Here is a 15,869-nt window from a genome sequence, read left to right as displayed (position 1 = left end):
CGCCGGGCGCACCAGCCCGAGCGGCGGCCGGGCAGCAGCCTGATCATCAGTACAAGCATCTGAACAACCGCCCGAGAGTGAAACCAGCCGCACTGAGCCAGCCGCACCGTCGCGGGCCCGGAGGATGTCGTGAGCGACACACAGACACTGATCGAGAACCGTCCCCCTTCCGTGGCGGGACTCTTCCTGGAGCGGGTGGCGGCCACGCCGGACGCCGAGGCGTACCGCTACCCGGTGCCGCCGGCCTCCGGTGAGGGCCCGGACGACTGGAAGTCGCTCACCTGGGCGCAGGCCGCCGAGCGGGTCTACGCCATCGCGGCCGGCCTGATCGAGCTGGGCGTCGAGCCGGAGCAGCGCGTGGCGCTGGCCTCCTCCACGCGCATCGAGTGGATCCTGGCCGACCTCGGCATCATGTGCGCCGGGGCCGCGACGACCACGGTCTACCCGCAGACCAACGCCGAGGAGTCGGCGTACATCCTGTCCGACTCCGAGAGCCGGGTGCTCATCGCCGAGGACGCAGCCCAGCTCGCCAAGGCCCGCCGGAAGCGGGCCGAGCTGCCCGACCTCACCCACGTGGTGGTGATCGACGCGAGCGGCGCCGACACCGGCGAGGACTGGATCCTCACCCTCGACGAGCTGGAGCGCCGGGGCGCGGCACGTCTGGAGGCGGAACCCCAGCTCATCAAGGAGCGGGTCGGCGCGCTCACCAAGGACCAGCTCGCCACCCTCATCTACACCTCCGGCACCACCGGACGACCCAAGGGCGTGCGCCTGCCGCACGACAACTGGTCGTACATGGCGAAGGCGATCGCCGCGACCGGCCTGGTCACCAAGGACGACGTGCAGTACCTGTGGCTGCCGCTCGCGCACGTCTTCGGCAAGGTGCTGACCTCCGGCCAGATCGAGGCCGGCCACGTCACCGCCGTCGACGGCCGCGTCGACAAGATCATCGAGAATCTGCCGGTCGTCCAGCCGACCTACATGGCGGCCGTGCCGCGCATCTTCGAGAAGGTCTACAACGGCGTCGCCGCCAAGGCCCGCGCGGGAGGCGGGGCCAAGTACAAGATCTTCCAGTGGGCGGCCGGCGTCGCCCGCGAGTACGCCAAGGTCACCCAGGACAACTTCCGGCGCACCGGCACCGCGAGCGCCCCCTTCGGCCTGACCGCGAAGCACGGCGTCGCCGACAAGCTCGTCTACGCCAAGATCCGCGAGGCCTTCGGCGGCCGGCTGCGCGCCTGCGTCTCGGGCTCGGCCGCCCTCGCGCCCGAGATCGGCTACTTCTTCGCCGGCGCCGGCATCCACATCCTGGAGGGCTACGGCCTCACCGAGTCCTCCGCCGCGTCCTTCGTGAACCCCGGCGAGGCCTACCGCACCGGCACCGTCGGCAAGCCGCTGCCCGGTACCGAGGTCCGCATCGCCGACGACGGCGAGATCCTGCTGCGCGGCCCCGGCATCATGGAGGGCTACCACAAGCTGCCCGAGAAGACCGCCGAGGTGCTGGAGTCCGACGGCTGGTTCCACACCGGCGACATCGGCGAGCTCTCGCCCGACGGCTACCTGCGCATCACCGACCGCAAGAAGGACCTCATCAAGACCTCCGGCGGCAAGTACATCGCGCCCGCCGAGGTCGAGGGCCAGTTCAAGGCGGTCTGCCCGTACGTCTCCAACATCCTGGTCCACGGCGCCGACCGGAACTTCTGCACGGCGCTCATCGCGCTCGACGAGGTGGCGATCATGGACTGGGCCAAGGAGAACGGCCTGGAGGGCAGGACGTACGCGGAGGTCGTCGCGGCGCCCGCGACCGTCGAGCTGGTCGACGGCTACGTCAAGCAGCTCAACGAGGGTCTCCAGCGCTGGCAGACCATCAAGAAGTTCCGCCTGCTGCCCCGCGACCTCGACGTCGAGCACGGCGAGATCACCCCGAGCCTGAAGCTGAAGCGGCCGGTGGTGGAGCGCGAGTACAAGCATCTGATCGAGGAGATGTACGAGGGGGCGCGCGAGGCGTAGCGCCCCCTCGGGGACGCAATGTGCACGGCACATGCTCGAACATGTCCGTTCCGTGGCCGTGTTCGAGCATGTGCCTGGCGCGGATCTCCTCCGGGGCGGCTCACTTCGGTAACTCGGTGCTTATGGCTGGTCTCGGTCTGCCACTCTGTCGGCAACGACTGCGAGCCATCGCACGACCTGCCCGGGGAGCCGTCCATGGGTGCCATTCCGACGCAACGGGAAACCGTCTCCTGCGCCATCGGCGCGCCCGCGCCCGCCGCCGGGGTGACGGCCCCGGAGTGCGCGCGGGCGCACGTGGTCCTGCTCGGCAGCTCCCTGGCGCCGGGCGCCGCCCGCGCGATGGTCCGCGCCGCGCTCGCCGACTGGGCGGAGCTCGGCCTGCCCGGCTCCCGGCAGCTCACCGGCCACCTCGCCGCCGACGCGCTGGTGGTCGTCAGCGAGCTGGTCACCAACGCCGTCGTGCACGCCGGCACCGACGTCGAGGTGACCTGCCGCCTGGAGGAGAGCGGCACGCTCGTCGTGGAGGTCACCGACCACCGCCCCTCCCGCGCGCCGAGGGGCGGCGAGCCCGTCACGCCGCACGAGATCCCCGAGTACGGACGCGGCCTGCGTCTCGTCGCCTCCCTCTCGGAGGCCTGGGGCATCACCTACCGGCCGGGCGCGAAGACGGTGTGGGCGCGGCTGCCCGCGGCGGGCGGCGAGGACGACGAGCGGATCGAGGCGCACGCCGGGGAACGCGGCTCCGTCCGGCACGGCCTCCCGCCCGCCCTGCCGGGCCCCGCGGCGGAAGCACCGGACGCTCCGGCCGCCCCGGCGGGGACCGCGCGCCCGGACGCGGCGGGCACCCCCGCCCCGGCGGGGACCATGCGCCCGGACGGGGCCGGCACTCCCGTCGTCCCGTCGGGCACGGCGCACCCGGACGCCGCGCACACCCCGGCCGTCCCGGCGCACGGCGCGTGTGCGGACGGACCCGACGGGGGCGACGGCCCGCAGTGGCCGGACTGGGGGGACGGCGCGCAGGAGCCCGGCCGGCGTGGCGTCCGCGACCGGGACTGGCTGGGCCGCGGCGCCCTGTCCTTCCTGGCCGAGGCCTCCGACCTGCTGGCCGGACAGCTCGACGAGGAACTGGTCGCCTCCCTCACCGGCCAGCTCGTCGTGCCCCGGCTCGCCGACTGGTGCGCCGTGTGGCTGGAGGACGAGTCCCTGGGCCGGGGCGGAGCCTGGGGCGACGACCCCGGAGCCTCCCTCGGAGCGCGGCTGGCCCGCGTCTGGCACGCCTGCGAGAGCCGCGTCGACGAACTGCGGACGGCCCTGGAGAAGGACCCGCCCCGCGCGCGCGACCCGTGGCGCTCGGGGCCCGTCTCCCACCCCTGGCCGGGCGACGCGCTCGGCCCGCACGCCGAGCACGGCGCCGCGCTCGCCTACCGCCTGGTCGCCGGCGGCCGGCCGCTCGGCACCCTCGTCATCGGACGGGCCGGCGTCCCGGCCTTCCCCGAGGAGATCAGCGGTCTGGTCGAGGACCTCAGCCGCCGGGTGGCGCTCGCCGTGGGCGCCGCCCGCCAGTACGCCCGCCAGGCCACCATCAGCGCCGTCCTCCAGCGCGGCCTGCTGCCCGGCGCCGTCGCCGAGATCCCCGGAGTGCGCAGCGCCCTCGTCTACGAACCCTGCGACAAGGGCGGCCCCAGCGGCGACTTCTACGACCTCTTCCCGGCCGGCGACGGCCGCTGGTGCTTCACCGTCGGCGATGTCCAGGGCAAGGGCCCCGAGGCCGCCGTCGTCATCGGGCTCGCCCGGCCCTGGCTGCGGCTGCTGGCCCGCGAGGGATACGGCGTCCCCGACGTCCTCGACCGCCTCAACCAGCTCCTCCTCGACGACGCCACCGAGGCCGCGGACGCCGCCGCCCGCGCCCTGGTCGCCGTCGGCGGCCGACCGGTTGCCCCGGGCGACGGACCGCAGACCCGCTTCCTCTCCCTGCTCTACGGCGAACTCGTCCCCGTCGGCGACGGCGTCGTCCGCTGCACCCTCGCCTCCGCCGGCCACCCGCTGCCGCTGCTGCTGTCCCCGGACGGCACCGTCGGCGCGGTCGCGCAGCCGCAGACCCTGCTCGGGGTCGTCGAGGACGCGACGTACACGAGCGAGACCTTCGAGCTGCGGTCCGGCGACACCCTGCTGTGCGTCACCGACGGCGTCACCGAGCGGCGCAGCGGCTCCCGCCAGTTCGACGACGGCGACGGGCTCGCCGCAGCGCTCGCCGGGTGCGCGGGGCTGGACGCCGGACTGGTCGCCGAGCGCATCCGGCGGCTGGTCCACGAGTTCGGTCCCCGGCCGCCGGAGGACGACCTCGCGCTGATGGTGCTCCAGGCCGAGTAGCGCTCCGGGCGCGCGGGCCGGGAAACGCCGGGCGTACGGGACAATGGAACGCATGCCCTCCGCACTCCCCGACGGCGAGCCCGTCCCCGCCGACGGCGCGCTGCCCGCGTCCGCGCTCGCCGGGGCCGCTGACCGCCCCCTCGGCTTCTACCTGCACGTCCCGTACTGCGCCACCCGCTGCGGCTACTGCGACTTCAACACCTACACCGCGACCGAGCTGCGCGGCACCGGCGGCGTGCTCGCCTCCCGCGACAACTACGCCGAGACGCTCGCCGACGAGGTCCGCCTCGCCCGCGAGGTCCTCGGCGACGACCCCCGTGAGGTCCGCACGGTCTTCGTCGGCGGCGGCACGCCCACCCTGCTGGACGCCGGCGACCTGGTGCGGATGCTGCGCGCGGTCCGGGACGAGTTCGGCCTTGCGGCGGACGCGGAGGTGACGACGGAGGCCAACCCGGAGTCGGTCGACCCCGCGTACCTGGCCACGCTGCGGGAGGGCGGCTTCAACCGGATCTCCTTCGGCATGCAGAGCGCCCGGCAGCACGTCCTGAAGGTCCTCGACCGCACCCACACCCCCGGGCGCCCCGAGGCGTGCGTCGCCGAGGCCCGCGCGGCCGGGTTCGAGCACGTCAACCTCGACCTGATCTACGGGACCCCCGGCGAGTCCGACGACGACTGGCGCGCCTCCCTCGACGCCGCGCTCGGCGCCGGACCCGACCACGTCTCGGCGTACGCGCTGATCGTGGAGGAGGGGACGCAGCTCGCCCGGCGGGTCCGGCGCGGCGAGGTCCCGATGACCGACGACGACGTGCACGCCGACCGGTACCTGATCGCCGAGGAGACGCTGTCCGCGGCGGGCTTCGACTGGTACGAGGTGTCGAACTGGGCGACCTCCGAGGCGGGGCGCTGCCTGCACAACGAGCTGTACTGGCGGGGCGCCGACTGGTGGGGCGCGGGGCCGGGCGCCCACTCGCACGTGGGCGGGGTGCGGTGGTGGAACGTGAAGCATCCCGGCGCGTACGCGGCGGCGCTGGCGGCGGGGAGGTCGCCGGGGGCCGGGCGCGAGGTCCTGACCAAGGAGGACCGGCGGGTGGAGCGGATCCTGCTGGAGCTGCGGCTGCGGGAGGGGGTGCCGCTGTCCCTGCTCCGCGAGGAGGGCCTCGCCGCCTCGCGCCGGGCGCTGTCCGAGGGGCTGCTGCAGGACGGGCCGTACGGGGAGGGGCGGGCCGTGCTGACCCTGCGGGGGCGGTTGCTGGCGGACGCGGTGGTGCGGGACCTGGTGGACTGACGCCCGGCGTGCGGGCCGACGCGGGGCGAGGTGCGCGGCCCGTCGCGGGACCGCCGCGCCCACCGTGCCGCCCTGTGCCACGACCGCCCGCGGCTACGCGCCCGGCGGGGCCGTCACGAAGTCGATCAGCTCCTCGACCCGCCCCAGCAGCTCCGGCCGGAGGTCCTTGTACGAGTGGACCCGGGCCAGGATCGCCTGCCACACCGCGCCGGTGTTCTCCGTCGGCCATCCCAGCGCGCGGCACACCCCCGTCTTCCAGTCCTGGCCGTGCGGGACCCGCGGCCAGGCGTCGATGCCCAGGGACGACGGTTTCACCGCCTCCCAGACGTCGATGTACGGGTGCCCCACCACGAGCGCGTGCTCGCTCGTCACCGCCTCCGCGATGCGCCACTCCTTCGACCCCGGCACCAGGTGGTCCACCAGGACACCCAGCCGCGCGTCCGGGCCCGGCGCGAAGTCGGAGACGATCGACGGCAGGTCGTCCACACCCTCCAGGTACTCCACGACCACGCCCTCGACGCGCAGGTCGTCGCCCCAGACCTTCTCGACCAGTTCGGCGTCGTGCCGGCCCTCGACGTAGATACGGCCGGCGCGGGCGACGCGCGCGCGTGCGCCGGGGACGGCGACCGAGCCGGACGCCGTGCGGGTGGGCCGCAGCGGGCCCGCGGCCGGCCTGACCAGGGTCACCGCGCGGCCCTCCAGCAGGAAGCCCCGCGGCTCCAGCGGGAAGACCCGGTGCTTGCCGAAGCGGTCCTCCAGCGTGACCGTGCCCGCCTCGCAGCGGATCACGGCGCCGCAGAACCCGGTGCCGGGCTCCTCGACCACCAGGCCCGGTTCGGCCGGGACCTCGGGCACCGGCTGCGGTTTCTTCCACGGAGGGGTCAGGTCGGCGGAGTACTGGCGCATTCTGCCGACGATACGAGGAACGCCCCCGCGGTGATCACCGCGACACGCCGAACCGGGCGGCCAGGGCGTCCCGTTGGGCCCTGACGAACGCGGCGTCCACCACCGCTCCGTGACCGGGCACGTACAGCGCGTCCTCGCCGCCGAGGCCGAGCAGCCGGTCCAGGGCGGCGGGCCAGCGCGACGGCACCGCGTCGGGGCCCGCCTGCGGTTCGCCGGACTCCTCGACCAGGTCCCCGCAGAAGACGACGGTCACCTCGCCCGGCACCAGCACCGCGAGGTCGTGCCCCGTGTGTCCGGGACCCACGTCGGCCAGCACCGCGTGCCTGCCGCCGCCCAAGTCGAGCGTCCGCTCGCCGCGCACCTCGTGGTGGACGGCGACCGGGGCGCCGGCCGCCTCCTCGGCCGCCCCCGCGTCCAGACCGTGAGCCACCGCGTCCGCCCGCAGCTCCTCCCGGCCCTCCGCGAGCACCGCGGCCGCCCCCGCCGCGCCGAACACCTCCGCGCCCGCGAACGCCGCCGCCCCGAGCACGTGGTCGAAGTGCGCGTGGGTCAGCGCGAGATGCGTCACACGGCGCCCGGCGAGCGCCTGCGCCGCGCCGCGCAGCCGCGCGCCCTCGCCGAGGCTCGACCCCGCGTCCACCACCAGCGCCGCGTCGGTGCCGGCGATCAGCCCCGCCGTGCAGTCCCACACCGGCAGGCGGCACCGGCCCACCCCGGCCGCCAGTCGCTCCCAGCCCAGCTCTTCCCAAGTCGTCGTCATGACCGGGACGCTAGCGCCGTACGGCCCCCGGGCACGCGGCGGTGCCCCGGCCTTGCCGGGGGCGTACCCGACGGCCGTACACTGGGCCGGGGAAGTCTGGCACTCGTACACGGTGAGTGCCAGGGAGAACACCGGGCGGACGACTTCTGGAGGTGTGCGCGATGCTCAGTGAACGCAGGCTGAAGGTGCTGCGCGCGATCGTCCAGGACTACGTCGGCACCGAGGAGCCCGTCGGCTCCAAGGCCCTCACCGAGCGGCACAACCTCGGCGTCTCCCCGGCCACCGTGCGCAACGACATGGCGGCCCTGGAGGACGAGGGCTTCATCGCCCAGCCGCACACCAGCGCCGGGCGCATCCCGACCGACAAGGGCTACCGGCTGTTCGTCGACAAGCTGGCCGGCGTCAAGCCGATGACCGCGCCCGAGCGGCGCGCCATCCAGAACTTCCTGGAGGGCGCCGTCGACCTCGACGACGTGGTGGCCCGCACGGTGCGGCTGCTCGCGCAGCTCACCCGGCAGGTCGCCGTCGTGCAGTACCCCTCGCTGACCCGCTCGACCGTGCGGCACGTGGAGTTGCTCTCCCTCGCGCCCGCGCGCCTGATGCTCGTGCTGATCACGGACACCGGGCGGGTCGAGCAGCGGATGGTCGACTGCCCGGCGCCGTTCGGCGAGACGTCGCTCGCGGACCTGCGGGCACGGCTCAACAGCCGGGTCGCGGGCCGCCGGTTCGCGGACGTGCCGAGCCTGGTCGAGGACCTGCCCGAGGCCTTCGAGGCCGAGGACCGCGGTACGGTCTCCACCGTGCTCTCCACTCTCCTGGAGACGCTGGTCGAGGAGAACGAGGAGCGGCTGATGATCGGCGGCACCGCCAATCTCACCCGCTTCGGGCACGACTTCCCCCTCACGATCCGGCCCGTCCTGGAGGCGCTGGAGGAGCAGGTCGTGCTCCTCAAGCTGCTCGGCGAGGCGAAGGATCCGGGCGTGACCGTCCGTATCGGTCATGAGAACGCCCACGAAGGACTCAACTCCACGTCCGTCGTGTCGGTGGGCTACGGTTCGGGCGGCGAGGCGGTTGCCAAGCTCGGCGTGGTCGGTCCGACCCGCATGGACTACCCGGGAACGATGGGAGCGGTACGCGCAGTGGCACGGTACGTCGGACAGATCCTGGCGGAGTCGTAGGTGGCCACGGACTACTACGCCGTACTCGGCGTGCGCCGCGACGCCTCCCAGGACGAGATCAAGAAGGCGTTCCGGAGGCTCGCGCGCGAGCTGCACCCGGACGTCAACCCCGATCCGAAGACCCAGGAGCGGTTCAAGGAGATCAACGCCGCCTACGAGGTGCTGTCGGACCCGCAGAAGAAGCAGGTCTACGACCTCGGCGGCGACCCGCTGTCCCAGGCCGGCGGTGCCGGCGGTGCCGGAGGCTTCGGCGCGGGCGGCTTCGGGAACTTCTCGGACATCATGGACGCCTTCTTCGGCACGGCGTCGCAGCGCGGACCGCGCTCGCGCACCCGCCGGGGCCAGGACGCCATGATCCGCATCGAGGTCGAACTGGACGAGGCCGCGTTCGGCACGACCAAGGACATCCAGGTCGACACGGCCGTCGTCTGCAACACCTGCAACGGCGAGGGCGCGGCCCCGGGCACCTCCGCCCAGACGTGCGACATGTGCCGCGGCCGCGGTGAGGTGTCGCAGGTCACCCGGTCCTTCCTGGGCCAGGTCATGACCTCGCGCCCCTGCCCCCAGTGCCAGGGCTTCGGCACGGTCGTGCCGACCCCGTGCCCGGAGTGCGCGGGCGACGGCCGGGTCCGCTCCCGGCGCACCCTGACCGTCAAGATCCCGGCCGGTGTCGACAACGGCACCCGGATCCAGCTCGCGGGCGAGGGCGAGGTCGGCCCCGGCGGCGGCCCCGCCGGCGACCTGTACGTGGAGATCCACGAGCTGCCGCACCCGACGTTCCAGCGCCGCGGCGACGACCTGCACTGCACGGTCACCATCCCGATGACGGCGGCGGCCCTCGGCACGAAGGTGCCGCTGGAGACCCTCGACGGCATGGAGGAGGTCGACATCCGCCCGGGCACGCAGTCAGGCCAGTCGATCCCGCTGCACGGCCGGGGCGTCACGCATCTGCGCGGCGGCGGCCGGGGCGACCTCATCGTCCACGTCGAGGTCACCACCCCCACCAAGCTCGACCCCGACCAGGAACGCGTGCTGCGCGAGCTGGCCAAGCTGCGCGGCGAGGAACGGCCCCAGGGCCAGTTCCAGCCGGGCCAGCAGGGCCTGTTCTCCCGACTGAAGGACGCGTTCAACGGGCGCTGACGGGTGCCGGGGCCCGGGGCCGTCCCCCGGGCCCGCGGGATGCGGATGCTCCTGGCGTATGCCGACGGAAGCCCGGATTCGGACTCGTCCGAAGGACGTGACACCATGCGGTCATGTCCTCCGCGCTGACCGATCTCTTCCCCTACCCGATCGTGCAGGCTCCCATGGCGGGCGGCGTCTCCGTGCCGCAGCTCGCCGCCGCGGTCTGCGAGGCGGGAGGGCTGGGCTTCCTGGCCGCCGGGTACAAGACCGCGGACGGGATGTACCAGGAGATCAAGCAGGTGCGGGGGCTGACCTCCCGCCCCTTCGGCGTCAACCTCTTCATGCCGCAGCCGGAGACCGCCGACCCCTCCGCCGTCGGCGTCTACGCCGAGCAGCTCGCCGGTGAGGCCGCCTGGTACGAGACCGAGCTGGGCGACCCCGACTGCGGACGGGACGACGGCTACGACACCAAGCTCGCCGTGCTGCTGGACGACCCGGTGCCCGTGGTCTCGTTCCACTTCGGCGTCCCGAGCCGCGAGGCCGTGGACTCCCTGCACCGCGTGGGCACCTTCGTGCTGGTCACGGCGACCACCCCCGAGGAGGCCCGGGCCGTCGAGCGGGCCGGCGCCGACGCGGTGATCGCGCAGGGCGTCGAGGCCGGCGGCCACCAGGGCACCCACCGCGACCAGCCGGAGACCGACGCCGCCGGGATCGGGGTGCTGTCGCTGGTCGCCCAGGTCCGGGAGGCGGTGAGCCTGCCCGTCGTCGCCGCCGGCGGCATCATGCGCGGTGGTCAGGTCGCCGCCGTGCTCGCCGCCGGTGCCGGCGCGGCCCAGCTCGGCACCGCCTTCCTCGCCACCCCCGAGTCCGGGGCGCACGCCCTGCACAAGCAGGCGCTGACCAACCCGCTGTTCGTCCGCACCGAACTGACCCGCGCCTTCTCCGGCCGCCCCGCCCGCGGCCTGGTCAACCGGTTCCTGCGCGAGCACGGCCCCTACGCCCCCGCCGCCTACCCGGAGGTGCACCACCTCACGGCGCCGCTGCGCAAGGCGGCGGCGAAGGCGGGGGACGCCCAGGGCGTGGCGCTGTGGGCGGGACAGGGCCACCGGATGGCCCGCGAACTGCCCGCAGGTGAGCTGGTGGAGGTTCTGGTGGCCGAACTCGCGTCCGCCCAGGCGGCGTTGACGCGGTACGTGACGGGAGGTACGGAGCGATGACGGCTCCGGTGTTCGTGGTCGACTCGCTGCTGCCCGGCGACCTGCCCGGCGGCCAGTACGTCCTCGACGGCCCCGAGGGACGGCACGCGGTCTCCGTGAAGCGGCTGCGGCCCGGCGAGGACGTCGTCCTCACCGACGGGCGCGGACGCTGGGCCGAGGGCGCGGTGAAGGCCGCCGAGGGCAAGGACCGCCTGGTCGTCGCCGGCCTGGACCGCGTCCACGAGGAGCCCGAGGAGCGGCCCCGCATCACCGTCGTCCAGGCTCTGCCCAAGGGCGACCGCGGCGAGCTGGCCGTCGAGACGATGACCGAGGTCGGCGTCGACGCGATCGTGCCGTGGGCCGCTTCCCGGTGCGTCACGCAGTGGAAGGGCGACCGCGGCCAGAAGGCGCTCGGCAAGTGGCGGGCGACGGCGCGCGAGGCCGGCAAGCAGTCCCGCCGGGTCCGCTTCCCCGAGGTCGCGGACGCGGCGACGAGCAAGCGGGTTGCCTCACTTCTGGCCGACGCGGACTTCGCCGCCGTACTCCACGAGAGCGGCGAGGAGCCGCTGGCCGCCGCCGAACTCCCCGCGTCCGGCGACATCGTGCTGGTCGTCGGTCCCGAAGGGGGCGTGTCCCCGGAGGAGTTGGCGCTGTTCGCCGAGGCCGGTGCGCGGCCCTACCGGCTGGGACGCAGCGTCCTGCGCACCTCCACCGCGGGCACCGCCGCGGCCGCCGTCCTCCTCGCCCGCACCGGCCGCTGGTCCTGACGGATCGGGTCAGCCGTCCGCGGCGCGGGCGGCGGCGACCGCCGGGAACAGCTCCCAGCCGTCCAGCTCCGCGGGCCCGTCCAGCAGGCCGCGCCGGGCCGCCTCGTCGACGAAGCCCCGTACGACACTGGGCTGGTGCAGGTTGAGCGCCGCGTCTGCGACGGCCACCTGGCCCGAGTGCGGGAAGCCGTCCGGGACGAACCGCCCCTCGCCGCCCTGGAAGACGAGGCGCGTCGCCGTCCCGTCCCGGCGCAGGGTGAGCACCTCCGCGCAGGGCCCGTCGGTCCTGTGCCGGTGCCGCACCGACCACAGGTGGACGGCCGTCCCGTCCACCACGAGCCTTCTCGTACGACGGTCGCCGCGCATCCGCCCACGGTAGCCGGAGTGGCCGTATGCGCCCTACCGCGAGCCCCCGCACCGGTGGCAGGCTGCCGTACATGTGGGCGTTGAGGCGGATTCGGTACCGGCCGCGGGGCCGGCGGGTGGTGCTGGCGGCCGGGAGCGCGGTCGTCGCCGTCGGCGGACTCGCCGCCTGCGACCCGGGCGGGCTCAGTTCCGCGTCCGTGGCGTACACGACCGACCAGACCGTGACCCGTGAACTCGACCGGCGCGACGCCGACGTGCGGTGGCTGACCTGCACCGCCTCCTACGGCGACTCCGGCCGCACCGCCTCGGCCGGCGAGAGCGCCGTCGCCTCCGTCCACTGCGAGGGCAAGACCGACGGCGGGGCGGACATCACCGTCGACGGCAAGGTCACCCGCGTCGTCAACGGCGCCTGCGTGCGCGGCGATCTCACCGCGAAGGTGGACGGCAAGCGGTGGTTCGACGTCAAGGGCCTCGGCGACTGCGACGCGACCACGCCCCCTCCCGGCGAGGGCCCCGCCCGGGACCGGCCGGGCCCCACCGTCACCGTCACCCGCACCATCTGGTGCCCGGGCGACCCGCACTGCCGGCCCGTGGAGGGCAAGTAGCCGCACCCGGCGCGCCGTCGGGCTCCCGCGCGCCGGGGCGGCAACTGATCGGAACCTCTGTCGGCCGGACCCGCCCCTGCATAGGGTGGTGGGGTGACTCAGCCCGCAGCGCCTGCCTACCTCCGCTTTCCGCACCCGCACGGCGAGTTGGTCGCCTTCACCGCCGAGGACGACGTGTGGCTCGCCCCGCTCGACGGCGGCCGCGCCTGGCGGGTCAGCGCCGACAACGTGCCCGTGAACCACCCGCGCGTCTCGCCCGACGGCACCACCGTCGCCTGGACCTCCACCCGCGACGGCGCCCCCGAGGTGCACATCGCCCCCGTCGACGGCGGCCCCTCCCGGCGCCTCACCCACTGGGGCAACCTCAAGACACAGGTGCGCGGCTGGACCCCCGACGGACGGGTGCTCGCCCTCAGCGCGTACGGGCAGGCCAGCCTGCGCCGCAGCACGGCCCGGGCCGTCCCGCTCGACGGCGGACCCGCCGGCACCCTGCCCCACGGCCCCGTCGGCGACGTGGCGTACGGCCCGCGCACCGTGCTGCTGTCCGCGCCGATGGGCCGCGAGGCGGCCTGGTGGAAGCGGTACCGCGGCGGCACCGCGGGCAAGCTGTGGATCGACGCCGAGGACGACGGCGAGTTCGTACGGCTGCACGGCGACCTCGACGGCAACATCGAGTACCCGTTCTGGGTGGGCGAGCGGATCGCCTTCCTCTCCGACCACGAGGGCACCGGCGCGCTCTACTCCTCCCTCGCCGACGGCACCGACCTGCGCCGCCACACCCCCCTCGGCGGCTTCTACGCCCGGCACGCCGCCACCGACGGCACCCGCGTCGTCTACTCCAGCGCCGGTGAACTGTGGACGCTGGACGACCTCGACGGCGCCGAACCGCGCCGCCTGGACATCCGCCTCGGCGGCTCCCGCACCGACCTCCAGCCCTACCCCGTCAACGCCGCCCGCTGGTTCGGCTCCGCGTCCCCCGACCACACCGCGCGCGGCAGTGCGGTCTCCGTACGCGGCGGCGTCCACTGGGTCACCCACCGCTCGGGACCGGCCCGCGCCCTGGAGGCGACGCCCGGCGTGCGCGCCCGGCTGCCGCGCGCCTTCCGCGCCGACGGCGAGGAATGGGTGGTGTGGGTGACGGACGCCGAGGGCGACGACGCGCTGGAGTTCGCGCCCGCCACCGGCCTCGTGCCCGGTGCCGTCCCGCGCCGCCTCGCCGCCGGGCAGCTCGGCCGCGTCCTGTCCCTCGCCATGGCGCCCGACGGCAGCCGCGCCGCCGTCGCCTCGCACGACGGCCGGATCCTGCTCGTCGAGCGGGAGACCGGCGAGGTCCGCGAGGTCGACCGCAGCGAGGACGGAGACGCCACCGGCCTCGTCTTCTCGCCCGACTCCGCCTGGCTCGCCTGGTCGCACCCCGGTCCGTCCCCGCTGCGCCAGCTCAAGCTCGCGAGCACCACCGACCTGTCGGTCAGTGAGGCGACCCCGCTGCGCTTCAAGGACTACGCGCCCGCCTTCACCCTCGACGGCAAGCACCTCGCCTTCCTCTCCACCCGCTCCTTCGACCCGGTCTACGACGAGCACGTCTTCGACCTGGCCTTCGTCGAGGGCGCCCGCCCCTACCTGATCACCCTCGCGGCGACCACCCCCTCGCCCTTCGGCCCGCAGCGCCACGGCCGCCCCTTCGAGACCCCGGACCGCGACGAGACCCCCGACAGCGAGGGCACCCCCACCACCCGCATCGACATCGAGGGCCTCGCCGACCGCATCGTGCCCTTCCCGGTGGAGGCCGCCCGCTACTCCGGGCTGCGCGCCGCCAAGGACGGGGTGCTGTGGCTGCGCCACCCGCTCATCGGCGTCCTCGGCGCCTCCCGAGCCAATCCCGAGGACCCCGACCCGCACACCGAGCTGGAGCGCTACGACCTCGTCCAGCAGCGCGTCGAGCACCTCGCCCCCGACGCCGACCACTTCGAGGTCAGCGGCGACGGCAAGCGGGTGCTGCTGTGGACCGACGGACGCCTCAAGGTCGTCCCCAGCGACCGGCGGGCCTCCGGCGACGAGGACAGCGACACCAACATCACCGTCGACCTGGGCCGGGTCCGCCAGCTCGTCGACCCGGCCGCCGAGTGGCGCCAGATGTACGACGAGACCGGCCGCGTCATGCGGGACAACTTCTGGCGCCCCGACATGAACGGCGTCGACTGGGACGGCGTGCTCGACCGCTACCGGCCCGTGCTGGACCGCGTCGCCACCCACGACGACCTGGTCGACCTGCTGTGGGAGGTGCACGGCGAACTGGGCACCTCGCATGCCTACGTCACCCCGCGCGGCGGACACGGCGGCGGTGCCCGGCAGGGCCTGCTCGGCGCGGACATCTCCCGCCACCCGGACGGCGCCTGGCGCGTCGACCGTGTCCTGCCCTCGGAGACCTCCGACCCCGACGCCCGCTCCCCGCTCGCCGCGCCCGGGGTCGCCGTGCGCGCCGGGGACGCGATCGTCGCGGTCGCCGGACGGTCCGTGGACCCGGTCACCGGGCCCGGCCCGCTGCTCGTCGGCACGGCGGGCAAGCCGGTCGAGCTGACCGTCTCCCCGGCCGGCGGCGGAGACCTGCGGCACGCCGTCGTCGTCCCCCTCGCCGACGAGGAGCCGCTGCGCTACCACGCCTGGGTCGCCGACCGCCGCGCCCACGTCCACGAGAAGTCCGGCGGCCGGCTCGGCTACCTGCACGTCCCCGACATGCAGGCGCCCGGCTGGGCCCAGATCCACCGGGACCTGCGCGTCGAGGTGGCCAGGGAGGGACTGGTCGTCGACGTCCGCGAGAACCGCGGCGGCCACACCTCCCAGCTCGTCGTGGAGAAGCTGGCCCGGCGCATCGTCGGCTGGGACCTGCCGCGCGGCATGAGGGCCCAGAGCTACCCCCTCGACGCGCCCCGCGGACCGGTCGTCGCCGTCGCCAACGAGTTCTCCGGCTCGGACGGCGACATCGTCAACGCGGCGATCAGGGCTCTGGGCATCGGTCCGGTCGTCGGCGTCCGCACCTGGGGCGGGGTCATCGGCATCGACAGCCGCTACCGGCTGGTCGACGGCACGCTGATCACCCAGCCCAAGTACGCGTTCTGGCTGGAGGGCCTCGGCTGGGGCGTGGAGAACCACGGCGTCGACCCGGACGTGGAGGTCCCCCACCGCCCCCAGGACCACGCGGCCGGCCGGGACCCCCAACTGGACGAGGCCATCCGCCTGGCCCTGGCGGCCCTGGAGACCAGCCCGGCCAAAACCCCGCCCGCGCTCCCGTCCTAGCCGCGCGGCCGCC

12 protein-coding genes are annotated in these 15,869 nt (G+C 74.7%); 9 read left to right on the top strand and 3 right to left on the bottom strand.

All coding sequences use genetic code 11. The features are described from left to right. Positions 1 to 129 precede the first annotated feature (129 nt). The 3 genes from ACH499_RS03380 (at position 130) to hemW (ending at position 5,662) form a co-directional block, all read left to right on the top strand. Positions 130 to 2,007 (top strand): AMP-dependent synthetase/ligase, encoded by a 1,878-nt coding sequence (locus tag ACH499_RS03380; RefSeq protein ID WP_399013550.1) that lies wholly within the window; start codon positions 130 to 132, stop codon positions 2,005 to 2,007. A 195-nt stretch (positions 2,008 to 2,202) separates the two neighbouring features. Then, a complete protein-coding gene (locus ACH499_RS03375; RefSeq protein ID WP_399013548.1) occupies positions 2,203 to 4,377 on the top strand; it encodes a SpoIIE family protein phosphatase in 2,175 nt (724 codons plus the stop codon). 52 nt (positions 4,378 to 4,429) lie between these two features. Continuing rightward, a complete protein-coding gene (gene hemW, locus ACH499_RS03370) occupies positions 4,430 to 5,662 on the top strand; it encodes a radical SAM family heme chaperone HemW (RefSeq protein ID WP_399013547.1) in 1,233 nt (410 codons plus the stop codon). A gap of 93 nt (positions 5,663 to 5,755) precedes the next feature. Here the strand turns inward: hemW and ACH499_RS03365 are convergent, their stop codons facing one another. Continuing rightward, on the bottom strand, positions 5,756 to 6,568 hold the full coding sequence (locus ACH499_RS03365; protein WP_399013545.1) for a DUF3097 domain-containing protein: 813 nt from the start codon (positions 6,566 to 6,568) through the stop codon (positions 5,756 to 5,758). Between the two features lie 34 nt (positions 6,569 to 6,602). Beyond that, positions 6,603 to 7,328, bottom strand: a complete 726-nt coding sequence (locus tag ACH499_RS03360) for an MBL fold metallo-hydrolase (protein ID WP_399013544.1) — start codon at positions 7,326 to 7,328, stop codon at positions 6,603 to 6,605. A 161-nt stretch (positions 7,329 to 7,489) separates the two neighbouring features. Here ACH499_RS03360 and hrcA point away from each other — a divergent pair, with 161 nt between their 5' ends. The 4 genes from hrcA to ACH499_RS03340 all read left to right on the top strand — a co-directional run bounded on the left by hrcA (position 7,490) and on the right by ACH499_RS03340 (position 11,591). Further along, positions 7,490 to 8,506 carry a heat-inducible transcriptional repressor HrcA gene (gene hrcA / locus ACH499_RS03355; RefSeq protein WP_356196838.1) on the top strand — a complete coding sequence of 339 codons (1,017 nt, stop codon included), beginning with the start codon at positions 7,490 to 7,492 and terminating at the stop codon, positions 8,504 to 8,506. Next, on the top strand, positions 8,507 to 9,646 hold the full coding sequence (gene dnaJ / locus ACH499_RS03350) for a molecular chaperone DnaJ (RefSeq protein ID WP_356196842.1): 1,140 nt from the start codon (positions 8,507 to 8,509) through the stop codon (positions 9,644 to 9,646). It begins immediately after the preceding gene. A 113-nt stretch (positions 9,647 to 9,759) separates the two neighbouring features. Next, a complete protein-coding gene (locus ACH499_RS03345; protein WP_356196844.1) occupies positions 9,760 to 10,845 on the top strand; it encodes a nitronate monooxygenase in 1,086 nt (361 codons plus the stop codon). Then, the gene (locus ACH499_RS03340; protein WP_399013540.1) at positions 10,842 to 11,591 is read left to right on the top strand and encodes a 16S rRNA (uracil(1498)-N(3))-methyltransferase; all 750 of its coding nucleotides are present in this window, start codon (positions 10,842 to 10,844) and stop codon (positions 11,589 to 11,591) included. Before ACH499_RS03345 ends, ACH499_RS03340 begins: the two co-directional genes overlap by 4 nt. A gap of 9 nt (positions 11,592 to 11,600) precedes the next feature. Here ACH499_RS03340 and ACH499_RS03335 read toward each other — a convergent pair whose 3' ends face one another. After that, complete coding sequence (locus ACH499_RS03335) at positions 11,601 to 11,957, bottom strand: hypothetical protein (protein ID WP_399013538.1); 357 nt, start codon at positions 11,955 to 11,957, stop codon at positions 11,601 to 11,603. Between the two features lie 71 nt (positions 11,958 to 12,028). On the opposite strand from ACH499_RS03335, the gene ACH499_RS03330 reads away from it, so the two are divergent. Both ACH499_RS03330 and ACH499_RS03325 read left to right on the top strand, forming a co-directional pair. Then, a complete protein-coding gene (locus ACH499_RS03330) occupies positions 12,029 to 12,562 on the top strand; it encodes a hypothetical protein (protein WP_356197435.1) in 534 nt (177 codons plus the stop codon). Between the two features lie 147 nt (positions 12,563 to 12,709). After that, positions 12,710 to 15,856, top strand: a complete 3,147-nt coding sequence (locus tag ACH499_RS03325) for a S41 family peptidase (RefSeq protein ID WP_399013811.1) — start codon at positions 12,710 to 12,712, stop codon at positions 15,854 to 15,856. The last annotated feature ends 13 nt before the right edge of the window (positions 15,857 to 15,869 follow it).

Origin of the sequence: Streptomyces sp. NPDC018947, from assembly GCF_044390505.1 — a bacterium.
Taxonomy (GTDB): domain Bacteria; phylum Actinomycetota; class Actinomycetes; order Streptomycetales; family Streptomycetaceae; genus Streptomyces.
The sequence above is the reverse complement of the archived record's forward strand: the minus strand, read 5'-3'. Positions and strand labels throughout refer to the sequence as shown.